The following is a 26,063-nucleotide window of genomic DNA, read 5'->3' on the forward strand; positions in this document are numbered from 1 at the left end:
CGGGGGTATTCTGTCCCGGGGGGCGACGACGCGTCAATGAGGCGAATCGATCTGAACGAGCGCCTGGCGACCCCGGCCTCCGCGTGCGAGAATGAACGGACCCCTTCGCGCGTTGCGGGGGGTTGGAGGACCCGGGTGAAGCGGAAAACGTTGCTTTTCTTCGTCGGAATCGTGGCCGGAGCGACCCTGCTCGGGGGAGCGGGAGGCAGGAGAACGAGCGCCGCCGATGCGGGCGCGTCGCCGTCCCTTTCGGAGTACGCCGAGGTCGTCACGGCGGCCGGCGACTGGAGCGCCGAGAAAACCGCTCCGGACAAGCTCGTCTACGCCTCGATCCGCGGGATGCTCTCCCGGCTCGACCCCCACACGAACTTCCTCGATCCCAACGAGTTCTCGTCGATGGAAGAGAAGCAGCGCGGCTCGTTCTACGGCCTCGGGATCTCGATCCAGAAGCGGCAGGGGCACGTCACGGTGATCTCTCCGATCGAGGGAACCCCTGCCTGGAAGAAGGGCCTTCGCGCGGGCGACATCATCACGCGGATCAACGGCGAGCCGATCGACGACTGGACCTCGGACGAGGTCGTCCGCCACCTGAAGGGTCCGAAGGGAACCCAGGTGACGATCACGATCCGGCGGGCGGGTTTCCACGAGCCGATCGAAATGACGATCACCCGCGCCGAAATCCCGACGAACTCGGTCCGCTACGCGTTCATGCTCACCCCGGAAGTCGGGTACGTCCATCTGGCCGAATTCACGCACACGTCCAGCCACGAGGTGATCGCGGCGATCGACAAGCTCAAGCAGCAGGGAATGAAGAAGCTGATCTTCGACCTGCGGGGCAATCCCGGCGGCGTCCTCGACCAGGCCGTCGACATCGCGGACATCTTCCTGAAGAAGAAGGACAAGATCGTCTACACGCGCGGCCGGACGTCGTCTTCGGACCAGGATTTCTACGCTCCGGGAAACGGTCCCCACTACGAAGGTCCGCTCGTCCTGCTCGTCAATCGCGGTTCCGCGTCGGCGTCCGAGATCGTCTCCGGGGCGATCCAGGATCACGACCGCGGCCTGATCGTCGGCACGACGACGTGGGGCAAGGGGCTCGTGCAGGGCGTCTACCCGCTTCCGTATGGGGCGGGGCTCGCGCTGACGACCGCGAAGTACTACACGCCGTCCGGACGGTGGATCCAGCGCGATTACTCGAATTTCTACGACTACATCAATCCCGACGACGACGCCTCGGACAACCGGGACGCCGAGGCGAAGAAGAGCGGGAAGGTGTTCTACACGGACGCCGGGCGGCCGGTGTACGCGGCGGGCGGGATCACGCCGGACAGCATCGTGCGGTACGACAAGGCCTCCAAGTTCGTCCAGCGGCTGCAGGCGCACGGCGTCTTCTTCAACTTCGCCGTCGACTACCTCGCCGGCCACCCGAACGTGCCCGAGAACCTGCCGGTCGACGAGACGCTCCGGAACGCGTTCTTCCGGTTCGTGCAGGACCAGGGAGTCGAGGATGCGGCCTCGGTGCGGAAGGACTACGAGGCGGATCCTTCGAAGGACCTGATCGACGCGAGCATCCGCACCGAGATCCTGAATTCGAAGTACGGCCTCTCCGAGGGATGGAAGAGCGCGCTGAAGACCGACCGGCAGGCCCAGGCCGCGCTCGCGTCCTTCCCGGAGGCGCAGCGGATCGCGTCGCTGCCGAAGAAATCTCCGTCGGGGAACGAGACGCCGACGACACGCGCCTCGCGATAAAGAGTCGCCAGCGGCGCGCCGCCGCCTGGAAGCGATCGCCGGGCGTCGCTCAACGCGGCGCGGGAGACGGGACGTCGCCGGCGGGCACGCACTCCGGGTAGCCCGAGCGAGCTTCCGCCACGGTCTATCGCCGCGCCAGATCCTGCATGGCGGCGAGCCGGTCGGGATGCCCCAGACAGATCATCGTGTCTCCCTGGGCGACGACGTAGCTCGAGTCCGGGTTGAAGATCGACTCGCCGGTCGTCTTGTTGACCGCGACGACGATCACGCCGTGCTCGCGGCGGATCGGGCTGTCCGAGAAGGGGACGCCGCAGAGACTCGACGAGGGCTGCACGTGGATTTCCTGCATCTCGAGCTCGACGTTCTGCTTGCCGGTCGCGAGGTGGATGAAATCGACGACGGCGGGCATCAGCAGGTGCTGGACCATCTCCCGTCCGCCGATCTGGGTGGGCGCGATGGTCCGGTCCGCTCCGGCGCGCTTGAGCCGGGCCGAGGCGGCGTCGTCGCTCGTCCGCGCGACGATGCGGACTCCGGGGTTGGATTCGCGCGCCGTCAACGTCACGTAGAGGTTGTCGGCGTCCGACTCGAGCGCCGCGACGAGCCCCCGGGCCCGCTCGATTCCCGCCTGGGAGAGAACGCCCTCGGTCGTGGCGTCGCCGAGGATGACGTCCTCGCCCCGCTCGATCCGGTCGCGGACGGCCTCCTCGTTGCGTTCGATGACGACGAACGGGACGCCGTGCCGCCCGAGCTCCTCCGCGACGGTGCGGCCGACGCGGCCGTGGCCGCAGACGACGTAGTGTCCTTCCATCCGCGCCACGCGACGTTCCACCTTACGCCTCCAGAAGACCCGTCCCATCTCGCCTTCGAAGACGAAACGGGTCGCGATCGAAGCGGCGTAACCGACGACGCCCACGCCGCAGACGAGCAGGAACGCGTTCAGCTCGCGTCCCGCCCGGGAGAGGGGAGGCATCAGGCCGTGGCCGAGCGGCGTCACCGACAGGAGCGCCGTGTAGAAGGCGTCGAACCAGTCGAGCCGCTCGATCGAGCGGAAGAGGATCCCGCCCAGGAGGAGGACCGCGGCGAAGAGCGCGAGGGCGCGGTAGAGACGTTGCATGGGGCATGGATCTCGGAACGATTGTACCGCCGGGCGGGGAGTTCGGCGCGTTTCCTCCGCTCCCGGTCATTCGTGTATTGTTCGACCTGCCGGCGGGATCGTCGCCGCCGACGGCGGCTCCGCCGCGAGGGACCGCGACACCTCCTCGACCCTGGCGAAGAAGCGGAGGAAGTTCTCCCCGAGCACTCCGCGGACGTCCTCCTCCGGGTGCCCGCGCCGCAGGAGCTCTTCCGTGATCCGGGGCAGCTTCGAGACGTCCTCGAGGCCGTCGGGCGGATCGGGGATGCCGTCGAAGTCGCTGCCGATGCCGGCCGCGCCCGGTCCCGCGATCCGCATCACGCGTTCGATGTGGTCGACGACCTTCTCCCAGCCGGCCCGGCCCGGCGGCACGGCGTCGAAGAGCGCGTTGGACTCCTTCTCCAGCCGCAGGGGATCGGAGGCGTGTTTCGCCTTCAGGGCCTCGTACCGGGGAGCCAGGGCGGCGATCCGCGCGCGGTAGTCCGCGGCGGCGCCCGCGTCGACGAACATCGCGCTGACGTTGACCATGACGACGCCGCCGCCGGCGCCGATGCGGAGGATCTGGTCGTCCGTGAGATTCCGGGGAATCGGGGAGAGCGCGCGGCAGGAGGAATGGGACGCGAAGACGGGCGCGCGGGATGCCGCGAGCACGGCGTCGAGCGTTTCGTCCGAGACGTGCGAGACGTCGACCATCATTCCGAGGCGGTTCATCTCCCGCACGACCGCGCGTCCGAAATCCGTCAATCCGCCGTGGACGCGAGCCTTCTTCGGATCGAAGTCGGGAGAGGTGAACGACCCCGAGGAGTCGGCCCAATGGTTCGTGTTCGTGTGCGTGAGCGTCATGTAGCGGACGCCGAGCCGGTGGAAATCGCGCAGGGCGCCGAGCGAATCCTCGATCGCGTGGCCGCCTTCGATCCCCGTCAGGATCGCGATCTTCCCCTCGGTCTTGATCCGCCGGACGTCCCTCGCAGACGCGGCGAAGGCGAGCTCGGCGGGATGCGCGTCGACGACCCGGTGGACGAGATCGACGAGCTCGAGCGCTTTCTTCGCCGCGCCCCCCGCTTCCGCGTAAACCGCCGGGACGTAGGCGGCGAAGAACGCCGCGGACAGGCCCCCGGCCTTCGCGCGCGGGATGTCGAAGTGGCGCGTCGCGCCGGGGACGGCGATGTCGGCCCATTTTTCGTCGAGCTCCCACGGGACGTCTTCGTGCGTGTCCACGACGATCGCCTCGCGGTGGAGGCGGGCGGCCCGGAGGGCGGTGTCGTCGGCGTCGGCCGGAACCGGGGAAACGGCCGCGATCACCGCCGCCGAGATCCTTTCCGCACGTCATCCTCCCGCGGCATCGTTCCTCCGAAGGATTTCCTCGACGAACTCGCGAACGGCGCCGTGTCCGCCGGGCCGTTCGAGCACGAGGTCGACCCGGCCGCGGACCTCCGCCGGAGCGTCCGCGGGGCAGGCGGAGAACCCGCAGGCGTCGAAGAGGGGGAGGTCGGGGAGATCGTCACCGCAGGCGGCCGCTTCCGCCCGCTCGATCTTCCACCGCGCGAGGTAGTCGCGGACCGCGGCGCCCTTGTCGCGGACTCCCTGCTTCAGGGCGCGCACGCCGAGGTCCCGGGCCCGGACGACCGTCGCTCCCGAGACGCGGCCGGAGATCCACGCGACCTTCAGACCCGCTTCGATCGCCATCTTGATCCCGTGTCCGTCCTTCGTGTCGAAGACCTTCATTTCGCGGGCGCGATCGTCGATGTACAGGCGCCCGTCGGTCAGGACGCCGTCCACGTCGAAGAAGAGGGCGCGGATCTTCAAAACAGGCCGACGCCCCACAGGTCGTGCAGGTGGAGCGCGCCGATCAGGCGCCCGGCGCCGTCCACGACGAAGAGCGAGGTGATCTTCGCCTCTTCCATCCGGCGGAGGGCCGCCGAAGCGAATTCCTCCTCCGCGATGGTCCTGGGATTCGGATGCGCGCATTCCCCGGCCGTCTTCGCCAGGAGCCGGTCGTCGGACTGGAGGAGCCGGCGGAGGTCGCCGTCGGAAATCGCGCCGCAGAGCGTGCCGTCGTTTCGGACCACCGCCGTGATTCCCATCAACTTCGCCGACATCTCGTGGACCGCGTCGGTCATCCGCGTTTCGGGCGCGACGCGCGGGATGCGGTCGCCGCGCCGCATCAGGTCGCGCACCCGCAGGAACTTCTTTCCGAGCTTCCCTCCGGGATGGAGGGCGGCGAAGTCCTCCTCGCGGAACCCGCGCTTCTCGGAAAGCGCCATCGCGAGCGCGTCCCCCATCGCCAGCATCGCCGTCGTCGAGGCGGTCGGCGCGAGGTTCAGGGGGCAGGCTTCTCGGGAGATCGCGACCGAGATCGCATGATCCGCCGCGCGCGCGAGCGTCGATTCCGGGGTTCCGGTCATCGTGATGAGCGGGATCGCGAGGCGTTTGAGGAATTCGAGCAATCGGCAGATCTCCTCGGTCTCCCCGGAGTAGGAGAGCGCGAGAACGACGTCTCCGCGGATCACCATCCCCAGATCGCCGTGGATCGCCTCCGCCGGATGGAGGAAGAAGGCGGGTGTTCCCGTCGAGGCGAGCGTCGCCGCGATCTTCTGTCCCACGATCCCGGATTTCCCCATCCCGGTGACGACGACGCGTCCCTGGCAGGAGTGCATGGCTTCGACCGCGCTCTCGAAAGCGGGGCCGACGTTTTCGATCTGCTCGCGGACGGAGTCCGCCTCGATGCGGAGGACTTTCCTGGCGCTGTCCAGAATCACTGACCAAGTCTAGCGCGTCGATCCATCGAGTGATACGGGCACGGCAGATGAGCATTCTGGCCGCGGGTCAGACGTCCGCATCCCCGTCGGGCTCGCGTGCTCGACGGCCCCGATCGTCTCGTCATCCTGTTCCCTTTTGGCGTGGGCGGAACGGGGTCCGACGCGCTCAGTGGGCGGAGCGGGACCTGAGCGGATGCTCCGGGTTCCAGCGGCGGCGCTGCAGCTCCAGGAGGTATCGCACGATGCGGTCGGAGGGAACGAAGCCTTTCACGTCGCTTTGGATCTTCGCTCCCGGGTGCTCGCTGCGGAACCACCCGCTGACGGCCTGGAAGAGCTGACGATGCGACATGGGCGAACCTCCGGGGTCGGGAGGAATGCAAACGCCACGCCACGGGGCTTTCCCAGGGGTTGGTCCTCGATCCCGCGGGGCCGGGATTCCGCATCGTCCCCGCGGGACGAGATTCCCCGGGCCGGACCGGCACGCTCAGAGGTGGAGAGTTCTCACCAGGAACGCGGCCATCTGCTCGCGCGGCACGCTCAAGTTCGGGCAGTACATCCCGCCGCCGCAACCGAGCGTGATCGATTCGCGGGCGAGCTGCTCGATCCATGGGGCCGCGAACGCGCTCGCCGGGACGTCGGAGAACATCGTCCCGGTCGCCGCCGGAGGAACGTAGGCGCTCCCGTGCTCGGCGCGGAGGAGCAGGATCGCCATCTGGGCACGCGTGACCCCGTTCGTCGGGCAATAGGTCGTGGCGCCGCACCCGCTCGTGATCTTGCGCCGGCTGAAGTCCTCGATGAAATCGTAGGCGTAAGAGCCGGGAGGAACGTCCGAGAAGATCTGGGGCTGGCCGGGCGGCGGGACGAAGGCGTTCAGGCCGCGCTCGATGAAGACCGCCATGTCCGCGCGGGTGACGAGTCCGGCCGGACAGAACGTCGTCGCCGTGCAGCCCGGCATGATTCCCCAGGCGGCGACCGTGTAGACCGACGGGGCGAGCCCGTCCGAGGAAGAGATGTCCGTGAAGCCCCCGGCGGCCATGCAGGCGGGGGAAGAGGACGCCGCGTTGACGATCGTCGGCCGCATCTGCTCCGAGATGCACCGCGAATGGAACTTCAGGGAGATCTCGCTCCAGCCGAACAGATGGCAGTAGCTCATGATGGTCCCGACGCCGGGACCGGGGTCGACGTTCGGTCCGCTGTAGCAGCCCGGCTCGCCGCCGTAGCACTCGTCGATGGGAGGCGAGTAGCAGTGCGTGTGGACGGACCCGAAGTTGTGACCGAGCTCGTGCGCGACGGCCTCCACGTCCCACACGTCGCTCCCGGCGGGCGGGGAGTGGAAGTTCGTCATGCTCCCTTCGACGTTTCCGACGACGGCGTATCCGCCCGCCCAGTGCGCGTCGGCGGAATCCCACTGGTCGCCCTGGCAGATCGTCGAGAGCCAGGCGACTCCGCCCCCGAGGTCCTTGCCGCTCAGGAACACCACCGTCGACCGCGCCGTTCCCGAGCCGTGCGCGTGCCAGTAATCGCCGAGCTGGAAAAGGGCGGAGATCGGGCTCGTCGCCGTCCACGGGTCGCTCGCCGTGGTCCAGACCCGGAGGAACCCGATCTTCAGGCGCGTCTTCAGGTCGCGCCAGTAGATCGCCGAAACCGCGGCGAGCTCGTTCGAGACGTAGTTCCGTTCCTTCGCCGCGTTGCCGAATCGCTGAAAGAGCTCGTAGTCCGTGTCGACCGCGACCACGGCGGCGAACGGCTGGCCGGTGTCGGCGACGGCCGTGAGCAGCGCCTCCCGTGTGGCGGGGGCGGTCATCCGCTCCGCGTCGCACCGCCAGGCTCCCGCGAGGGCCGCCCATTCCTCGGGAGAAAGCCGGCGGACGACGTGGTCGGCGGTTTCCCGCTCCCAGCGGCCGCGCGGCTCGATCGCGAACGTGTCCGCGCCGCGCTGGACGATCGCGTGAACGCTCGCGCGGAACGCGGAAAGAAAGACTCGCGATTGCGGGTCTCCGGCGACCGTGCCTTCGTAGAACGCCCCGTCGGGAAGGGGAGCGTCGGTTTCGACGCCCGCCTCTCCCGCCTCGACGTTTCGGGCGGCGTCCGAGAAGAGGTCGAACCGGCGGAGCTCGAGATCGACGGATTCCGACGCGTCGAGCGGAAGGCTCCGGACCGTCACCGTTTCCTCCGCTCGGATGCTCCGAAGCTCGTTCAGGGCGTCGGAGCGGAGGAGAACTCCGAGCTCACGGGGGGTCCCCGCCGTGGCTTCGGATTTCACCGCCGGCGGCCCCGCGCGTGCCACCGGCGAATCGATCGCGCGGGCGGCGCCCGGATCGGCCGAACCGAGGAGCGAGAGCAGGAAGACGCCGGTCGCGAGCGGGAACCCGGGGCGGATCATCCGGAAACCGTAGCACCCTCGGGCGGTTTCGGCACTGTCCGGACGAACAGGTGCGGCTCAGCGAACCCGGTCGGCGATGTCGAGCACGTCCCGGATCATCCGCGGCAGGTGCCTCACGTCGAGCTGCGTCGAGGCATCGCTCCTGGCGTGTTCCGGGGCGTCGTGGATCTCGAGGAAGAAGCCGTCGACGAATCCCGTCGCGGCGGCGGCGCGCGCGAGGACCGCCGCGTATTGCTTCATGCCGCCCGTTTCCTTGCCGCCGCCCGGGAGCTGCATCGAGTGGGTGACGTCGTAGACGACGGGGACGCCGAGCGCCGACATCATCGGGAAGGCCCGGAAGTCGACGACGAGGTTGTTGTAACCGAACGTCGTGCCGCGCTCGCAGAGCATCACCTTCCGGTTGCCCGAGGCCGCGCACTTCTCGACGGCGAAGCGCATGTCCGAGGGGGCGACGAACTGGCCCTTCTTGATGTTGATCGGCCGGCCCGTCTCGGCCGCCGCGGTCAGGAGGTCGGTCTGGCGGCAGAGGAACGCGGGAATCTGAAGGACGTCGAGCACGCGGGCGGCCCTGGACGCCTGTTCGGGCGCATGGATGTCGGAGATGACGGGAAGACCGGTCTTCTCCTTCACCTCCGCGAGGATGTCGAGACCTTCCTCGAGCCCCGGGCCGCGGAAGGACGTGATCGCCGACCGGTTGGCCTTGTCGAACGACGACTTGAAGACGATCTTCGCGCCGGTCTTCTCGGAGACGGCCCGGATCTTTCGCGCCATGGCGAGCGAATGCCTGCGCGATTCGATCACGCAGGGGCCGGCGAAGAAGAGCGGGGGAGCGCCCCCGCCGATCGCGAAGCCCCGGGCGATCTCGATCCGGGAGGAAGCCATCGCCGGGGAGTCTATGCGAAAGCCGGGCGGCCTCGCGCCTCCGGCGACGCCGTCAGGTCCGGTCCGTTCGCACTCCCGCCTGCTCGGCAGCGGTCGCGTCCGCTTCCGCCTTGACCGCCGCGCGGTGCGCCTTGGCGGCCCGGATGAAATCGCGGAAGAGCGGGTGACACGCGAACGGCTTCGACTTCAGCTCCGGGTGGAACTGGCAGCCGAGGAACCACGGGTGGTCGTCGTGGATCTCGATGATCTCGACGAACTTCTTGTCGGGAGACATCCCGGTGAACGAGAGACCGTGCTGTTTGAGCTGGGGGAGGTACTCCTGGTTGACCTCGTAACGGTGCCGGTGGCGGTCCCAGACGAGGGACTCGCCGTACGCGCGGGCCGCGAAGGAGCCGGGAGCGAGCTCGGCCGGATACTTGCCGAGCCGCATCGTCCCGCCGAGCGCGTCGACGCCGATCAGGTCGCGCAGCTTGTAGATCACCTTGTGCTTCGGTTCCTCGTCGAATTCGGTCGAGTTGGCGCCCTCGAGCCCGCAGACGTTCCGCGCGAACTCGATGACCGCGCACTGGAGCCCCAGGCAGATCCCGAAGAACGGCACTTTCTTCTCGCGCGCGTAGCGGATCGCCCGCATCATCCCCTCGGTCCCGCGCTTCCCGAACCCGCCCGGGACGAGGATCGCGTCCGCGCGGAAGAGGTCCTCGGGGTAGTTCTCTCCCTCGAGCGTCTCCGCGTCGATGTAGGTGAGCTTCACCTTCACGTCGTTGGCGATCCCGCCGTGCACGAGCGCTTCGTTCAGGGACTTGTAGGAATCGCCGTAGTCGACGTACTTGCCCACGACCCCGATCTCGACCTCGCCGTGGGGCGACTTGATGCGGTTGACGAGGCTCTCCCACTTCCCGAGATCGCGCTCGTAGTGCGGCAGGTTCAGGAGATCGAGGATCTGCGTGTCGAGGTTCTCGGACGCGAACGCGAGGGGCACCTCGTAGATCGAGGGGACGTCGCGCGCCGTGATGACCGCTTCGACCGGCACGTTGCAGAAGAGCGCGATCTTGCGCTTGATGTCGAGCGGCAGCGGGCGGTCCGTCCGGCAGAGGAGGATGTCCGGCTGGATCCCGATCGACAGCAGCTCCTTGACCGAATGCTGCGTCGGCTTCGTCTTCAGCTCGTCGGAGGCCTTGATGTAGGGGACGAGCGTCAGGTGGACGTTCCCGGCGTTTCCGCGCCCGACGTCGAGCCGGAACTGCCGCATCGCTTCCAGGAACGGCAGGGATTCGATGTCGCCCACCGTTCCGCCGATCTCGATGATGACGACGTCGGCGTCGGAGGAAACCGAGCGCATCGCTTCCTTGATCTCGTCGGTGATGTGAGGGATCACCTGGACGGTCTTGCCCAGATAGTCGCCGCGCCGCTCCTTGTCGATGACCGCCTTGTAGATCCTCCCGGTCGTCGTGTTGTTCAGGCGGGATCCCGTCATCGACGTGAACCGCTCGTAGTGGCCCAGATCGAGATCGGTCTCGGCGCCGTCGTCGGTGACGAACACTTCGCCGTGCTGGAACGGCGACATCGTTCCCGGGTCGACGTTCAGGTACGGATCGAGCTTCGCGAGGGCGACGGTGAAACCGCGCGCCTCGAGAAGAGCGCCGATCGAGGAGGCCGCGATGCCCTTGCCCAGCGAGGACACGACGCCGCCCGTGACGAACAGATATTTGGTGCTCATCGAGGCCTCCTTCGTTCGATCGAGTTCGGGTTTTCGAGGGGGTGAGACGCCGTTTCCGAGGTGTTCGGACAGACGAGTCCGGGAAGAGGAGCGATCCCGTTCATGCGTGCATTCTTGTTAATATTAATCGTGCGTTCCCTTCCCGTCAAGAGAAGCGCCGTCGCCGTATGGCTCGCCGTCGCCGCCGCGTCGGCCGCGGCGGTCCGCGCGGTCGACCTCCGGTGGCGGCGAATGGAATCTTCCGTCACGGGCGACGCGCGCTGGATCTGGTCCACCGACGACGTCAAGTCCCCGGCGCCGACGCGTTTCACGGCGATCCGTTCGATCGCCCTCGAGGAAGGGGCGCCCGGCGCGCGCGTGAAGATCTTCGTGGATCGTGCGTATCGCCTCCTGCTCGACGGCGTTCCGGTCGGTTCCGGCGCCATGAAACCGGGAGACCCGATGGACGTGTGGGATCTCGCGGGCCGGCTGACGCCCGGGACTCACGTCTTCGCAATCGAAGCGGCGAGCCCGACGGGAATCGGCGGGATCCTTTTCGCGCTCGACATGCCGGGGCGCGGGCGCGGCGCGCTCGTTTCCGACGCGTCGTGGCGGATCGGCGGGCGTCCGGCGTTCGTGTGGGGCTCGCCGCCGATGTACCCGTGGGGCTTTCCCGCGCCTCGACGATGAGGCGCGCGAAGCGGGCCGCGACGGGCCGTGCGGACGGCCGGCCGCCTCGAGCTGCCGGGATCAGGCGCCGGGAGCGTCATCCATGAACCGCCGGGAGCTGTTCGGCCTCGCCGCGGCGACCGGCGCCGCGCTCTCGTGGCCGGCGTCGGGCGCGGGCGACCCCGCCGCGCCTCCGGCGGCGAAACGGCGGATGCGGATCGACGGCTGCGGAGAGGCGTTCGATCCGGACGGCCCCTGGCCGCTCGGCGGCGCCGCGCTCGCCTCCCTCGCGGCGGCCGGGCTCACCGCCGTCAACTTCACGGTGGTCGGTCCCGGAGCGGACTTCGAGAAGACCGTTCGCGCGGTGGCGTTCGTCCAGGGCACGGCCGACCGTTTTCCGGATCGGCTGATCGTCGTCCGCCGGGCCGCGGATCTCGATCGCGCGGCGGACGAGGGGCGGACCGGTCTCGTGATGGGGTTCCAGACGACCGGGATGCTCGGCGAGGACCTCGATCGAATCGACGTGTTCGGCCGTCTCGGCGTCCGGATCATGCAGCTCACGTACAACGACCGGAGCCTCTACGGCGACGGATGCCTCGAGCCCTCCGACGCGGGCCTCTCGCGGCTCGGGCGGCGCGCCGTCGAGCGGATGAACGCGTCCGGGATCACCATCGACGTCAGCCACTCGGGCGACCGGACGACTCGGGAAGCGATCGAAGCCTCCCGGAAACCGATCGTGATCTCGCACGCCGGATGCCGCGCCGTCTTCCCGCATCCCCGCAACAAGGAGGACGCGGCGCTCAAGGCGCTCGCCGATCGCGGCGGCGTCGTCGGCATCTACCTGATGCCGTTCCTCTCCGCCGGCCCCGGACCGATCACGCCCGAGGACCTCCACCGGCACGTCGCGCACGCGGTCGAGGTCTGCGGCGAGGATCACGTGGGCATCGGGACCGATCAGGGCGTCTCTCCCGTCGAGGACACCCCCGAGTATCGGAAGAACCTCGCGGCGGAAGTCGAGGCGCGCCGCAAGGCGGGCGTGAGCGCGCCGGGAGAAAGCGCGGACCGCCCGCCGTTCATTCCGGAATTCAACCGGGCGGACCGGTTCGCGAGGCTGGCGGAGGACTTCGGGCGCCGGGGAATGGCGCCGGCTGTGATCGACAAGGTCCTCGGCGGGAATTTCGAGCGGGTGTTCCGGGAAACGTGGGAGGAGAAGTGAGAGTCGCCATCGCCCTGATGTTCGCGGCGGCCGCGGCGGCGGGCGCCGCGGAGCCGGATCGGTACACGGTCCTCCTGTCGGGCAATCGAGCGGGAGAGGAGACCGTGCTCCGCCTTCCCTCGGGAGAGCTCCGGATCCATTTCGAATTCAACGACCGCGGGCGCGGGCCGAAGATCGACGAACGCATCGATCTCGACGGTCGGGGATGGCCCTCGGCGATCGAGATCACGGGAGTCGACTATTTCAAGGGCGCCGTCGAGGAGCGATTCCGGCGCGAGGGGAGAAGGGCGACCTGGAAGAGCGACGTCGAGCACGGGGAAGCCGCCGACGGCGGGTTCTACCTGGCGTTCAACGGGGCGCCCGTGGAAGTGGGCCTGCTCGCCGCGGCGCTCCTTCGCGCCCCGGATCACGGCGTCGCGCTCCTGCCGGAAGGGCGGGCGGCGATCGAGGAAGCGGGGGAGCGGACCGTCCGGAAGGGCGGCGCGAGCCGCGTCGTCCGCCAGTACCTCGTGACGGGCCTCGACTTCGCTCCTTCCCGCGTCTGGCTGGACCGGGACGGGGGCTTCTTCGCTTCCGTCAGCCCGTGGCTGACCGTCGTCCGGGGAGGATGGGAAGGCGCGGCGGCAGATCTCGCGGCCGCGCAGGACGAATCGGCGGCGCAACGGCAGAAAGCGCTCGCGGCGCGGCTGGCCCACCGCGCGCCCGCGATCGCCTTCACGCATGCCGCGCTCTTCGACTCCGAGAAAGCCTCGATCGTTCCCGCGACGACCGTCGTGGTCTCGGGCGGGCGGATCGCGGCGGTCGGGCGCGACGGCGCCGTCGCGATCCCGTCCGGCGCGACCGTGATCGACGCCGCGGGAAAGACCCTTCTTCCGGGGCTGTGGGACATGCACGTCCACCTCTCCTCCGCGGCGGACGGCCTCCTCGACATCGCCAACGGGATCACGACGGTCCGCGACATGGGCAACGACCCCGATGCGCTCCTCGGGTGGAAGAAGCAGTTCGACGAGGGAACGGCGGTCGGCCCCCGCGTGGAGCTCGCGGGCCTGGTCGACGGCAGCGGCCCGTACAGCGGCCCGATCAAGATCAAGGTCGACGACGAGGCGGGGGCGAAGGCCGCCGTCGACGATTACTTCCGCCGGGGATACGCCCAGATCAAGATCTACAGCTCGATCAAGCCTGAGCTGATGCCGGTGATCGCCCGCCTGGCGCATGCCCACGGGATGCGCGTGTCGGGGCACGTGCCCGCGTTCATGACCGCCGATCAGTTCGTGCGGGAAGGCTCCGACGAGATCCAGCACGTCAATTTCCTCTTCCTGAATTTCCTGTTCGACAGGGTCAAGGACACCCGGACGCCGGCGCGGTTCACCGAGGTCGCGGAGCACGGCGCCGAGATCGATCCGTCGCAGGATCGGGTGAAGGCGTTCCTCGACCTCCTCGCCGCGCATCGGACGGTCGTCGATCCCACACTCGTCGCCTTCGAGACGATGTTCGTCGGAAAGAAGGGGACCGTTTCACCGTCGTACACGGAGATCGCGGATCGGATGCCCGCGCAGATCCGCCGCGGCTTCCTCTCCGGGAGCCTCCCGATCCCCGCCGGGAAGGAAACGCGCTACCGGGATTCCTACCGGTCGATGCTGAGGATGGTGAAGGCGCTCTACGACCGCGGCATTCCGATCGTGGCGGGAACCGACGACCTCGCCGGGTTCTCGCTCGCGCGGGAGCTCGAGCTCTACGTCGAAGCGGGGATTCCGCCCGCGGACGTGCTGCGGATCGCGACCCTCGGCGGCGCGCGCGTGATGCGCCGCGATGCGGAGCGCGGATCGATCGCTCCCGGCAAGGCGGCCGATCTGGCGCTCGTCGCCGGCGACCCGAGCGCGCGGATCTCCGACATCCGGCGAGTCGAGATCGTCGTCAAGGACGGCGTTCTCTACCGTCCGTCGGAGATCGACGCGGTGATCGGGGTCGAGCCGCTCTCCTGACAGGGAACATTCTCCGCGGGCCGCCGTACAGCTCTCCAGGAGGAGCCATGCTCGCATCCGTTCTCCAGGACCTGCGCTACGCGTTCCGCATTTCCCGTCGAAATCCGGTCGTCATCGCGACGGCCGTTCTCTCCCTCGCGATCGGGATCGGAGCGGGAACGACGATCTTCAGCGTCGCCGATGGCCTCCTCTTCCGCGCGCCGTCCGGCGTCGCCGACCCGGACCGCCTCGTCGACGTCGGCCGGAGCCAGAATGGCGCCGGCTTCGACACGAACTCCTATCCGAACTTTCGCGACGTCCGGGAGAGGGCGACCGCCTTCTCGGGGGTGTACGCGTACCCGATCGAACCGGAGCCGATCACGATCCGGACGCCCCGGGGAGACGCGGTTCTCGTCCACGGGAGCGCCGTCAGCGCGGATTTCTTTCGCATCCTCGGCGCGCGGCCCGCGCTCGGTCGTTTCTTCACGGCCGCCGACGGCGAGAAGGGGGGAGAGACCGGGCTCGTGGTCCTGAGCGACCGCCTGTGGAAGGAGCAGTTCGGATCGAACCCCGCGATCGTCGGAGTGACGGTGACCCTCAACGGCGTCGCCTTTTCCGTCGCCGGCGTCGCCCGGAGGAACTTCCAGGGGACGACCCTCCTCGTCCCCGACCTCTGGTACCCGCTGACGATGGCGCCGCGGGTGACGCCGCGCCTCGGGTCCGGCATCCTGGAGAGCCGCGCCTCGGCGTGGCTCCTCATGGGGGCGCGTCTGAAGCCCGGCGTCACCCTCGCCCGCGCCCGCGCCGAGCTCCGGACGATCGGGAAGACGCTCGCCCGCGAGTACCCGGCCGACAACGCCGGACGGGGCCTCGTCGCCGAGAAGAGCACCCGGTTTCCCGGCAACACGGCCCCGCTGGCTCGCTTCGTCGCGCTCCTCGCCGCGATCGTGGGAGCGGTCCTCGCCGTCGCGTGCGCGAACGTCGGCGGCGTGCTCCTGGCGCGCGCCGCGGCGCGACGGCGGGAGATCGCGGTGCGGCTGGCGATCGGCGCGGGCCGCGGCCGCCTCGTCCGGCAGTTCCTCACGGAGTCGGTTCTCCTGTTCGGCGCCGGCGGCGCGGGCGGGCTGCTGGTCGCCAGAACGCTTCTCCTGCTGCTGGAGCGGCTCCTTCCCGCGCTCCCCGTCCCCGTCGGGGTGCCTCTCCGGATCGATCCGCGGGTGATCGGCTTCGCGGCCGCCCTGTCGCTCGGATCGTCGATCGTCGCCGGGCTCGCTCCCGCCTTCCACGCCTCCCGGGGCGACGTGGCCGGCGCGCTGAAGTCGGACGGGGGAGGATCGCCGCGACTCCGCCTCCGCGACGCGTTCGTGGTGGGACAGGTCGCGCTCTCGCTCCTCCTGGTCGTCGGGGCCGGCCTCTTTCTGCGCGCCCTCCGGCGCGCGGCGTCGGTCGATCCCGGGTTCGAAGCCGCGGGCGTCGATCTGGGGTCGTTCGATCTTTCGACCGCCTCCGGCGGCGAAACGGGCGCACGCGCCGCCGGGGAGCGAATCCTCGAGGCGGTGCGCGAATCCGCCGGGGTCGAGTCGGCGAGCCTGACGGCGGTCGTTCCCCTCTCGGGCACGGGTCTGGGACTCGGACGCCTCACGGCGCCCGGAGGGACCGCTTCCGGCGACGGCGGGATCGCGGCCGACTGGGACGTGGTCGAACCGGGCTACTTCCGGACCCTCCGGATTCCGTTGGCCCGGGGCAGGGAGTTCACGGAAGCCGACCGCGCCGGCGCGCCCGACGTGGCGATCGTCAACGAGACGGCCGCGCGACGGATCTGGCCGGGAGGCGACGCGCTGGGAAAGACTCTCGTCCAGGATGACGCCCCTCCCGGCGCTCCGCCGCGGCTCCGGACGCTCACGATCGTCGGCGTCGCCCGGGACGGGAAGTACCGGTCGCTGGACGAGCCTTCCCGCCCGTTCGTCTGGGTCCCTTTCCGGCAGCAGTACGTGCCGCGCGTGACCGTCGTCGTTCGGGGGCGCGGCGGGCGCCGGGCCGGCGGCGTTCTGCGCGCCGTCGCGGCGGCCGCGGTCCCGGGCGTTCCGCTCCTTCGCGTCGAGCGGCTCGAGGACGCCGCGGCGACGGGGCTCCTTCCGCAGCGCGTCGCCGGGGCCGCGTCCGGCGCGCTCGGGGCCGTCGGGCTCCTGCTCGCGGCGATCGGCGTCTACGGCGTGACCGCCTACGCGGTCGCGCGGCGGACCCGCGAGATCGCGATCCGCGTCGCCGTCGGCGCGGCCCCCCGCGGGATCGTCCGGATGATCCTCGGGAAGTCGCTCGCGCTCGCCGCCGCCGGAATCGGCATCGGCCTCGCGCTCGCGGCGGCCGCGGGAGGCCTCGTGAAAGCGCTCCTCTTCGGGATTCCGCCTCTCGATCCGGCGACGTTCGGAGGCGCCGCGGCGCTCTTCCTCCTCGTCTCCGCCGCCGCGGCGCTCGGGCCGGCGGCGCGAGCGGCCGGAATCCAGCCGCTGGAGGCCCTGCGGAGCGAGTGACGCGGCCGGGAAGGCGAGCTCAGTCGGCGCGGGGCGACGTCGCGAGGCCGGCGAGAGCTTCCCGGGCGGCGGCGCAGAAGGGGTTCGCGCCGTCGTACCCGGCTTTCGCGATGATCTTCTGGTAGAGCGCGATCGCCGTGTCGCCGTCGGAGTACCCGATCTCGCAGATCTGGGCGAGCGTGAAGAGGACGTCGAGGCTCTCGGGCTCGATCGAGCGCGCCTTCTCGCAGAAGACGCGCGCGACGTCGAAGCGCTCTTCGTCGGCCGCGAGTCGGGCGCGTTTCAGGTACAGATCGACCTCGGCCGAGCGCTCGACGCGCGGCGCGTGGATCCTGAGGCTCGTGAGCTTCCCCGGAGGAGGTGTCGTTTTCATGGGCTCCCGTCCGAAATCGTCGTTCCGGGCCGCCGCGGCGCCAACGGCGCGCCGCCGTCCGGCCTGCCGATTTTCAGTGTAGGGCAATATTGCCGAACGTCAAGATTTTTCGTGCATTTCGCCGAGAATGGACGGTTCGTCGCCCGATCGGCTCGAGGCGTCGCCGCGCCGGCCTAGGAGATGCGTTCGACGAGGCCTTCCGCGGCGAGCATCAGCGCCTCTTTCGCTTCGGAGGCGGGAAACGGCGAGAGCGCCTCGCGCGCCGCGCGCGCGTTCTCGAGGGCGAGGGCGCGCGTGCGGGCGACTCCCTGGTGGCGCTCGACGATCGAGAGGATCTCGAAGGGGGACACGCTGTCGAATTTCCGCTCCTTGAGAACGCGAGCGACCTTCGCGCGTTCCGCGGGAGCCGCATCGGGGAGGGAAAGGATGAGCGGCATCGTGAGTTTCCCCTCCCGCAGATCGGAGAGCACGGGCTTGCCCACGACCGATTCCCGGGCCGTATAGTCGAGCAGGTCGTCGATCAGCTGGAAAGAGATGCCGAGCCGCCGCCCGTAGAGGGCGAGGCGCTCGGAGGCCGCCTCGCTGCCGTTCGGCGCGAAGTGGGCGGGGATCCGGCACGCGGCCGAGAAGAGCTCGGCGGTCTTGCGCCGGACGATTCCGAGCGCCCCCTCCGCATCGAGCTCGACGTCCCCCTCCCGCTCCAGACCGATGATCTCCCCCTCGATCATCGCGAGGGTCGTCTGGGAAAGGATCTTCAGGATGGTGAGGTCCCCCTCCTCGAGCGCGACGCCCATCGACTTCGTGTAGAGGTAATCGCCGAAGAGGACCGTCAGGTTGTTTCCCCAGAGGGAGTTGACCGATTCCCGGCCGCGGCGGAGCTTCGCCTCGTCGATGATGTCGTCGTGCACGAGGGTCGCCGCGTGGATGAACTCCACGACCGCCGCGTAGCGGACGTCGGTCGATCCGCTCTCGTACCCCAGGAGCTTGGCCGACAGCAGCAGGAGGGCGGGGCGGATCCGCTTCCCGCCGCCGCTTCGGAGGTAGTCGCCGATCTTCGAGATCGTGGCGACGGGGGAGTCGCAGAGGCGGATCAGCTCCCGTTCGACTTCGGCGAGCTTCGGCGCGATGAGGTCGTAGGAGCGCCGGAGCTCCTCTTCGCGGGGACGCGCGGCGCTCTTCATCTCCGGGGAATCTTACATCGGCCGCGCCGGCCCAAGATCGGCTATTCCACAAGGCGAGTACTGTCGGGATTGGAGCGCGGCGATGCATCGCCGCGCTTCTCTCTCTATCTGTAGTTGAGGAACTGGAGAGGCAGCCCGAAATCCTCCCCCCGCAGCAGCGCGATGACCGCCTGGAGGTCGTCCCGGCTCTTGCCCGTCACCCGGACCTGGTCCGCCTGGATCGAGGCCTGGACCTTGATCTTCGAGTCCTTGATCGTCTTCACGATCGCCTTCGCCTTCTCGGTCGGGATTCCCTGCTGGATCTTCACCGCCTGGCGAACCGTCGCGCCGGCCGCGGGCTCGACCTTCTGGAAGTCGAGGGATTTCACCGCGATCCCCCGCTTGACGAGCTTCGTTTCGAGGATGTCGACCACGCTCTTCAACTTGTGCTCGTCGTCGGAGGAGAGGGTCAGCTGGAGCTCCTTCTCGTTCCACTCGATCTTCGACTTGCTCCCGCGGAAATCGAAACGCGTCGCGATCTCCTTCGAGGCCTGCTGGACGGCGTTCAATACTTCCTGGAGATCCACCTTGGAAACGACGTCGAACGAATTGTCCTGGGCCATGGGGATCCTTTCCGACCCGGCGGCGATCCGCCCCGGGTCACGGCTCGTTTTCGATGATGCGCGTGCCCGCGGGCGGATGGATCGCGAACGCCGACGCGTCGAGCGGGGGTTCCGTCCGGAAGCCCTGGAACCGGAACTCCGTGCGGTCGCCCGCGGACGACTGGAACGACAGCGCCGCGGGAGACCCGTCCGGCGAAAGCGCGAGACGGATCCAGGAAACTTCCGACCCGCTCTGCTTCGGGGTGACGAGGATCGACGCTCCTTCGGGCCGCTCCTCGAGATCCAGGGTGTTGCGCTTGCGCAGGTCGTCGGCCGTCTCGAGGAAGATCAGGGGAAGCTGGGCCCGATCCTCTTCGGACAGCGCCCGGACGGTCATCTGCCGCTCGGAGGGGGAGTAGAAGCGCGCGACCTTGCCGTCGAACGTGAAGGTCTTCTTCGGCGATTCGTAGTCGAACCGGAGGTTCTCCGGCGCCTGCACGACGATCTCGCCGCTTTCGCGGCGGCCCTTCGAGAACCCGGCGGGGGTGAAGGTCTGGACGAACGAGGCCCGGTGGGCCTTGCCGTCCCGGAAGTAGCGCGCCGCCCGCGCGAGTTCTCCGGCGGGATCCGCGGCGCCGGCCGCCGCGGCGAAGAGGAGCGCCGCCCCGGCCGCCGTCCACCGCGCGCGTGCGGTGAACGCGGCGTTTCTCGCGCGCCCGTCGGGTCCTGGTCTCGCGCGCCCGTCGGGCGCGACGGCCGCGTCTCTCAATGCCGGAAGTGCCGCCGGGGGGCGAGGAGGAAGGCGAGCTTCCTCTCGTCGGCGGCCGCGAAGATGTCCGCGTCGCGGATCGACCCGCCCGGCGCGACCACGGCCGTCACGCCGGCGTCGGCGAGGAGATCGAGCCCGTCGCGGAACGGGAAGAACGCGTCGGACGCGGCGCTCGTGCCGTTGACCGGGAGGTTCGCCTTCATCACCGCGAGGCGGCAGGAATCGACCCGGCTCATCTGGCCGGCGCCGATCCCGACCGTCTGCCGGGCATTGGCGATCACGATCGCGTTCGACTTGACCCGGCGCGCGACGGTCCACGCGAGCTCGCAGGCGGCGCGCTCGATCGCGAGGGGCTTGCGCTCGGAGACCACCCGCCAGGCGGACGGATCGTCCGGCTCGTTGTCCTGTTCCTGCAGCAGCAGCCCTCCGCCGATCCGCTTCCAGTCGACGCCTCCATCCGGCGCCCGGCTGACGGGGAGCTGGAGGAGCCGGATGTTCGGTTTCTTCGCGAACGCGACCTTCGCCTCCTCCGTGAAAGCGTCGGCGGCGACCGCCTCGACGAAGTGCTGGAGCACGAGCGCGGCGACCGCGCCGTCGACGGTTCCCCGGATCGCGATGATCCCGCCGAAGGCGGCGAGCGGGTCGCACGCGAACGCGCGTCCGAACGCCTCGAGCGGGTTGTCCCCGACCGCGGCCCCGCAGGGATTGTTGTGCTTGACGATCACGGCGGCGCTCCCGCGGAGGTCGCGGGCGAGGCGCACGGCGGAGTCGACGTCGAGCAGGTTGTTGAACGAGAGCTCCTTTCCCTGGAGCTGCTGGAAACCGATGAGCTCGTCGGCGGCGGAGGCCCGATCCCGGTAGAGGGCGGCTTTCTGGTGCGGATTCTCGCCGTACCGGAGCGACGCCTGCTTCTCGAATCCGAAGAGGAGCGTCTGGGGAAACGGATCTCCTCCCGAGACCTCCCGCGAGAAGAAGTTCGCGATCGCGGAGTCGTAGACCGCGGTGCGGGCGAACGCCTTCGCCGCGAGCCGTTCGCGGGTCGCGGCCGACGTCCCGCCCGTCTCCCGGATCTCGGCGAGGACCGAGGAATAGTCGGCGGGATCGACGAGCACCGCGACGTGGGCGTGGTTCTTCGCGGCCGCGCGGATCATCGCGGGACCGCCGACGTCGATCTTCTCGATCGCGGCCTTTCCGCGCGCCCCGTCCGCGACCGCCTTCTCGAACGGGTACAGGTTCACCGCGACGAGCTCGAACGGACGGATCTTCTGGTCGGCGAAATCCCGGGCGTGCCCCGGATCCCCCGGATCGCCGAGGATCCCTCCGAAGATCTTCGGATGGAGGGTCTTCACTCGCCCGCCGAAGATCTCCGGGAACTCCGTGATCTCCTCCGCGCGGGTCGCCGCGACGCCCTCGCCGCCGAGGTGCGCGGCCGTGCCCCCGGTCGACACGATCTCGACGCCGAGCGCCTGCAGCGCGCGGGCGAAGTCCGCGAGCCCCGTCCGGTCGGAGACCGACAGGAGCGCGCGGCGGACGCGCACGGGAGCGCTAGCGGGGGGCGCCGTCGACGACATAGGGTCCGTTTCGTTCATCGAGCTTCTTCGCCGGCCGGGCGTCTCCGCCGGCGCCCGTCCAGATCGCCCAGAGGAGGTTGGTCTCGTCGGCGACGATCCGCGCCGCCGCCGCATCCGCCGGGGCCGCCGCGAGATCCGCCCGCGCGGACCGGATGGACCGGGCGGCCGGACCCGGGTCGCCGGACGCGGAGGCGGCGGACACGCCCGGAATCCGGTACGGACCCGCGCTCGCCGACTCGAACGCCGCCTCGCTTCCGCGCGCGTCGGACAGCTCCGCGGAAAGCACGCCTCCGACGGCCGCGCCGATTCGGGCGATCGCCTCCGAGAACGGCGCCCGGGCCAGGATCGAGCGCGAGATCGCCCGCGCCTCGCGCTCGAAGTCGGCCGGCGGCGGGCGGCGCGCCGCTTCCCGAACGGCCGCGAGGAATTCCTTCCGATATTTCACGATCATCGCCGACAGATCGGGAGGGGCCAGGCGCGTCCCGGCGATCGCGAGCTGGAGCGCGGCGCGATCCGATCCCGAGAAGGATGCCGCAGCGAGGAGCAGCGAGGCCGCGAGTCGCATCGGGCCGGCATTCTATCCCGGAGGCGCGTACGTCCCGGCTCACGGGAGCTCGACGATGCGTTCCCGCAGCTCGACGCCGCGCTCGCGAAGCGCCGAGAGCAGCTTCGCCGCGGCGGTCTCGTCGCGGCCGACGTGTTCGAGCGCGCGCACCCCCGGATCCGCGTAATCTCCGGCGGCGAGCATGCGCGCGACGATCGCGCACGGAAAGCCGGTCGTCCGCGCCATCGAGGTCGTGCCGGTCTCGCGGTCCGTCCGGTCCGTGAGCTCGAAGACGTGGCGGCGGCGCGCGCCTCCACGGGTTCCGTCGACGACGACCCGGAGGACCGTCAGCTCTTCGGCGCCCGCCGGGAGCTTCCACGCCGCGAAGAGGAGCCGCTCGGTCAGGTCGCGCGGCGAGACGGGAACGCCCCGGACGGAAACGGGCTTCTCGTCGAAGAAACCGGTCTCGCGAAAGACCCGCATCAGCTCGGCATGACCCGGATAGCGCATCGTCTTTTCCTTCATGTCGCGCGCCGGGATCGTCGAGAGCACGGTCCGGAGACCGTCGGTGAGGAACGCCTCGAGCGTCCCGACCCCTTCGAAATCGAGCTTTTCGATCTCCGAGAGCGCCGGCTTCACGACCAGGCGGCCGTTCTCGACGACGCGCGCGGGACGCGTGTATTCCTCGATCACGTCGGTCGCCGAGAAGACGATCGCGTATTCGTACGGCCAGCGCCGCACCGCCGGGAGGCCGCCGACGTAGATGACGAGGCTCTCGATCTCGTCGAGCTGCGCGTCGGCCCGGCCGGCGGCGAAGTTGGAAAGTCCCGGGGACACGCCGCAGTCGACGACCGCGGTGACGCCCTTCGCCCGGGCCTCCTCGTCGAGATCGAGGGGGTCTTCCGGCGCGAACGAGATGTCGGCGATCGGCTTGCCGGCGGCGATCACCGCGCGGAGCATGTTCCGCCCGAGGAATCCGGGAACGGCGCCCACGACGACGTCGGCCCCCGCGACGACTCGGCCGATCTCCTCCGCGGACGAGAGGTCCGCGGCGCGCGTCGAGAGGCGGGCGGAGGCCCGGAGCCGCCCGAGGGCCTCTTCCGAACGGTCGAAGACCGACACGGCGAATTCCGGATCCGCTGCGAGATCGCGCGCGATGACGCTCCCGACGAGCCCGCATCCGAGGACGGCGGCTTTCTTCATGCGCCGGGGATTCTACGCCGCAATTCTCCATCCCTGGGTCGGGCGGATTTCGGAGGACTCGCGTTCCGGCGGCTCAGAACAATTTCAGGATCAGCGCCGAAGCCGACACGCCGTGGATCCCGTGCGACACGACCGGGACGCCGACGTCGAAGCGGATCAGCGAATTGTTCCAGGGGCCGTTCAGCTGCCCCGAGATCCCCGCGCCCGAGTAGTACGCGTGGTGGAAGCCGGAGTACGCGTCGTTCAGGATCGCCTGGTCGTAGAGCGCCTCGAGCCGGATGATGTTCTCGATGTTCAGGCCGTAGGAGAGGTTCATCACCCACGCCTGCCGCGTGCGGAGCGCGCCGCTCTGGTAGCCGCGGATCGGGTTCCCCGAAAACGCGCCGAACTCGTAGCGCGAGAACCGGTCGAGGTCGTTGCCGGAGAGATACGTCAGCCCCGCGTGGATCTTGCGGAAGCCGGTGAAGTAGTAATCCTTCGCGATCGAGGCCGAATACTTCTCGTAGTCGCGCTGGGCGGGGGTGAACTCGGAAGCCCCCGGGATTCCCCAGAACGCCCACTCGTTGCGGCGGAAGCGCGAATAGTCCAGCACTCCGTTGAAGCCGCTGACGTTGGCGGTCAGCTTCACCTCGTAGCCGAACGTGAACGTGTCGACCGGCGTGACGAATTCGTGCGCGGTGTCCGGGTCGCGCTGGTAGTCGTCCCATTTCGCGAAGAAGCCCGCGGACGCCTTGAGATACGGCCCGAGCGGATGGCCGACGTTGACCTGGAAGAGGGCCGGCACGTGCTTCAGGCGCTCGTCCTTGACCTCCTTCCCGTCCCGGTAGGAGGCGTCTCCGAACGGAATCGCGAAACCGACCACGTCGGCCCCGAGATCGAACCGGGAGCCGAGGAACGCCGGATCGGTGTAGTTGGTCGTCAGCACCGCGCCCGCGAAGAACGTCGAGATCTGCTTTCCCTTGTGGAAGAGATCGAAATCGAAGTACTGGACGCCGAGGAGCGGGATCGGATAGCCGAGCGAGCCGTCGTAGAAGAATCCCGCGACTCCGAAGAGACTCTTCTTCGAGACGTACTCCTCGACGACGCGCCCGCCCGGGCTGGCGGGATCCGGCACGAGGTACTTCAGGCCGTGATCGGTGTCGCGGACCATCTGCTTCTCGGACGCGTAGACCTCGGAGCGCCGGGCCGAGAAATCGGGAGGGTTGATCCGGACGTTCTTCAGGAGGACCGAGCGCTCGATCGCCGTCGTGCGTCCCGCCGTCGAGAAGACCTCCTCGCCCTTGATTTCGAGCGGGAGCACCGCGGAGGTCCCGGGGACGGGCCGGTAGAATTCGGTTTCGACGTTCGAGAGCGTCTCGCCCGTCAGGTTGACCTGCACCGAACGGCGGCGGAGCAGCGCGAACGTCCTCGCGTCGATCCATGCCCGGCCCCGGTAGAGCGCTTTCTTCCCCGCCGAGGCCTTCGGCGTGAAGTCGACCTCCCAGGCGGGACGCCCCTCGACCGTCGCCCGTCCCGCGAGGGAGTAGACGTAGTCCTCGCCGAGCTCGATTTCGAGCGGAAGCGTCGTGACCTTCTCGGGCTGGAGAATCGGGATCTTCGGGAGGGTCTTGCCCTTCCACTTGATGCCGTTGACGTAGAACGTGCTCCAGGCCCAGTCGAAGTCCTTCCCCCGTTCCTTGAAGAGGGGGCCCTCGATCGTGAGGTCGAACGTCTCGTTGACCTCGGCGACCCGGAACCGGAGCGACGTCGTGAGGTCGGCCGTGTAGGACCGGACGAGGTCGTCCTGCGTGGCCTTCCACGCGCGCTCGTGGGCGACGATCTCCTCCGCCGTCAGCGCGCGAACGCTCCCGACCGAGACCTGCGCCTGGACCTCCCCGGGCTTCCTTTCCGGTACGAGACGGACGGCCGCCGGGCCGGACGCGAGATCGAGGTCGAGGAACTTCGCGCCGGCACCGAGCGCGAACGAGCGTTTGGCTCCGGAGGCGAGGTTCTCGACCTGCGCTTCCCGGTACGGGCCGCCGCCGGAGACGTCGACGCGGGTATTCCCCGGGCCCGAGGCTTCGACGAAGAGGATCGGCGCGACCGCCTTCGCGTCGAAGAAGCGCGCCTCGTGCGCGGGCGACGGCGGCGGCTGGGGAGACACGTCGGGCCCGAGGTACGCCTGCGCGCGGACGAGCTCCGCCGGGAACGACGGATCCGGAGAGGAGCCGAAGAAGACGCGCTCCGCGCGGCGGGCGGCGAGATCGGCGAGGCCGGCGACCAGGGTCGTCCCGGATCCTCCGACGGGCGACAGATCGAGCCAGAGCTCCGGGGAGCCGGGCAGCGGATGATCGCGGACCTCCGCGGCCGACGCGTCGGCCAGGAGCACCGCGTCGATTTCCGGGACGAGCGTCGGATCCTCGAGGAGGAGCCGGACGCGGTCGAGATCGCCCGGGGCGAGCCCGGCGGAGAGGGCGATGCGGACCTCGGGGCGAAGCCCGCGGACCGTCGCGGCCAGCCGTTTCACCTCGAAGCGCAGGCGGTCGAGCGCGGCGCCTTCGGGAGCCGGACCCGTGCCGGAGGGGAAGATGATCGACTCGACGTTCGGATGCGATTTGAGAGTCGCGGCGAGCTCGTCCGGATCGCCCCCGGCGTCGCGCACGAGGGCGGCCGGGATTCCCGCGAGCGAATCGAGGAGCGCCGCATCACCCGTCCGATAGACGGGCGAGGAAGCCGCCGGGGCTTTCGGCGGCGTCGCGCCGGGCGCCGCGTCGGTTCCGAGGCGGATGCCCTCCGCGGACGCGCCGCCCGCGGCGAGAAGGAGGGCGAACGCTCCGGAGAGCATCCGCCGCCGGCCGGCCCGCGCCGCGACGCCGGTCCTCAA

21 protein-coding genes are annotated in these 26,063 nt (G+C 69.5%); 5 read left to right on the forward strand and 16 right to left on the reverse strand.

Annotated elements, in window-relative coordinates; genetic code table 11:
- The first annotated feature begins 135 nt into the window (after positions 1-135).
- Positions 136-1,749 (forward strand): S41 family peptidase, encoded by a 1,614-nt coding sequence (locus VFS34_04555; protein HET9793711.1) that lies wholly within the window; start codon positions 136-138, stop codon positions 1,747-1,749.
- 124 nt (positions 1,750-1,873) lie between these two features.
- Here the strand turns inward: VFS34_04555 and VFS34_04560 are convergent, their stop codons facing one another.
- The 8 genes from VFS34_04560 to VFS34_04595 form a co-directional block, all read right to left on the reverse strand.
- Entirely contained in the window at positions 1,874-2,863 is a 990-nt protein-coding gene (locus VFS34_04560; GenBank protein HET9793712.1) for a potassium channel protein, read from the reverse strand.
- 66 nt (positions 2,864-2,929) lie between these two features.
- On the reverse strand, positions 2,930-4,183 hold the full coding sequence (locus VFS34_04565; GenBank protein HET9793713.1) for a dipeptidase: 1,254 nt from the start codon (positions 4,181-4,183) through the stop codon (positions 2,930-2,932).
- Positions 4,184-4,207: 24 nt separating this feature from the next.
- Positions 4,208-4,687 carry an HAD hydrolase family protein gene (locus tag VFS34_04570; protein HET9793714.1) on the reverse strand — a complete coding sequence of 160 codons (480 nt, stop codon included), beginning with the start codon at positions 4,685-4,687 and terminating at the stop codon, positions 4,208-4,210.
- Positions 4,684-5,640 (reverse strand): KpsF/GutQ family sugar-phosphate isomerase, encoded by a 957-nt coding sequence (locus tag VFS34_04575; GenBank protein ID HET9793715.1) that lies wholly within the window; start codon positions 5,638-5,640, stop codon positions 4,684-4,686. The genes VFS34_04570 and VFS34_04575 overlap by 4 nt, the downstream gene beginning before the upstream one ends.
- A gap of 166 nt (positions 5,641-5,806) precedes the next feature.
- Positions 5,807-5,989, reverse strand: coding sequence for a hypothetical protein (locus VFS34_04580; protein HET9793716.1), 183 nt, complete (start codon positions 5,987-5,989; stop codon positions 5,807-5,809).
- A 135-nt stretch (positions 5,990-6,124) separates the two neighbouring features.
- Positions 6,125-8,023, reverse strand: a complete 1,899-nt coding sequence (locus VFS34_04585; protein HET9793717.1) for a M12 family metallo-peptidase — start codon at positions 8,021-8,023, stop codon at positions 6,125-6,127.
- 57 nt (positions 8,024-8,080) lie between these two features.
- Complete coding sequence (kdsA, locus tag VFS34_04590; protein ID HET9793718.1) at positions 8,081-8,905, reverse strand: 3-deoxy-8-phosphooctulonate synthase; 825 nt, start codon at positions 8,903-8,905, stop codon at positions 8,081-8,083.
- 52 nt (positions 8,906-8,957) lie between these two features.
- Entirely contained in the window at positions 8,958-10,622 is a 1,665-nt protein-coding gene (locus VFS34_04595; GenBank protein HET9793719.1) for a CTP synthase, read from the reverse strand.
- Between the two features lie 129 nt (positions 10,623-10,751).
- Here VFS34_04595 and VFS34_04600 point away from each other — a divergent pair, with 129 nt between their 5' ends.
- The 4 genes from VFS34_04600 (at position 10,752) to VFS34_04615 (ending at position 16,978) form a co-directional block, all read left to right on the forward strand.
- Positions 10,752-11,291 carry a hypothetical protein gene (locus tag VFS34_04600; protein ID HET9793720.1) on the forward strand — a complete coding sequence of 180 codons (540 nt, stop codon included), beginning with the start codon at positions 10,752-10,754 and terminating at the stop codon, positions 11,289-11,291.
- 82 nt (positions 11,292-11,373) lie between these two features.
- Positions 11,374-12,486: a membrane dipeptidase gene (locus tag VFS34_04605; protein HET9793721.1), complete on the forward strand. Its 1,113-nt coding sequence runs from the start codon at positions 11,374-11,376 to the stop codon at positions 12,484-12,486.
- Positions 12,483-14,468 (forward strand): amidohydrolase family protein, encoded by a 1,986-nt coding sequence (locus VFS34_04610; GenBank protein ID HET9793722.1) that lies wholly within the window; start codon positions 12,483-12,485, stop codon positions 14,466-14,468. Before VFS34_04605 ends, VFS34_04610 begins: the two co-directional genes overlap by 4 nt.
- Positions 14,469-14,515: 47 nt before the next feature.
- On the forward strand, positions 14,516-16,978 hold the full coding sequence (locus VFS34_04615) for an ADOP family duplicated permease (GenBank protein HET9793723.1): 2,463 nt from the start codon (positions 14,516-14,518) through the stop codon (positions 16,976-16,978).
- A gap of 19 nt (positions 16,979-16,997) precedes the next feature.
- Here VFS34_04615 and VFS34_04620 read toward each other — a convergent pair whose 3' ends face one another.
- The 8 genes from VFS34_04620 to VFS34_04655 form a co-directional block, all read right to left on the reverse strand.
- Positions 16,998-17,351: a hypothetical protein gene (locus tag VFS34_04620; GenBank protein ID HET9793724.1), complete on the reverse strand. Its 354-nt coding sequence runs from the start codon at positions 17,349-17,351 to the stop codon at positions 16,998-17,000.
- Between the two features lie 173 nt (positions 17,352-17,524).
- On the reverse strand, positions 17,525-18,532 hold the full coding sequence (locus VFS34_04625) for a polyprenyl synthetase family protein (GenBank protein HET9793725.1): 1,008 nt from the start codon (positions 18,530-18,532) through the stop codon (positions 17,525-17,527).
- 104 nt (positions 18,533-18,636) lie between these two features.
- The gene (locus VFS34_04630; protein HET9793726.1) at positions 18,637-19,134 is read right to left on the reverse strand and encodes a YajQ family cyclic di-GMP-binding protein; all 498 of its coding nucleotides are present in this window, start codon (positions 19,132-19,134) and stop codon (positions 18,637-18,639) included.
- Positions 19,135-19,171: 37 nt separating this feature from the next.
- On the reverse strand, positions 19,172-19,882 hold the full coding sequence (locus tag VFS34_04635; GenBank protein HET9793727.1) for an outer membrane lipoprotein carrier protein LolA: 711 nt from the start codon (positions 19,880-19,882) through the stop codon (positions 19,172-19,174).
- Complete coding sequence (gene purH / locus VFS34_04640) at positions 19,879-21,453, reverse strand: bifunctional phosphoribosylaminoimidazolecarboxamide formyltransferase/IMP cyclohydrolase (protein HET9793728.1); 1,575 nt, start codon at positions 21,451-21,453, stop codon at positions 19,879-19,881. The genes VFS34_04635 and purH overlap by 4 nt, the downstream gene beginning before the upstream one ends.
- Positions 21,428-22,018, reverse strand: a complete 591-nt coding sequence (locus tag VFS34_04645) for a hypothetical protein (protein HET9793729.1) — start codon at positions 22,016-22,018, stop codon at positions 21,428-21,430. The genes purH and VFS34_04645 overlap by 26 nt, the downstream gene beginning before the upstream one ends.
- A gap of 39 nt (positions 22,019-22,057) precedes the next feature.
- The gene (locus VFS34_04650) at positions 22,058-23,200 is read right to left on the reverse strand and encodes a saccharopine dehydrogenase C-terminal domain-containing protein (GenBank protein HET9793730.1); all 1,143 of its coding nucleotides are present in this window, start codon (positions 23,198-23,200) and stop codon (positions 22,058-22,060) included.
- Between the two features lie 73 nt (positions 23,201-23,273).
- Complete coding sequence (locus tag VFS34_04655; GenBank protein ID HET9793731.1) at positions 23,274-26,063, reverse strand: hypothetical protein; 2,790 nt, start codon at positions 26,061-26,063, stop codon at positions 23,274-23,276.

The organism is Thermoanaerobaculia bacterium, assembly GCA_035717485.1.
Lineage (GTDB): Bacteria > Acidobacteriota > Thermoanaerobaculia > UBA5066 > DATFVB01 > DATFVB01.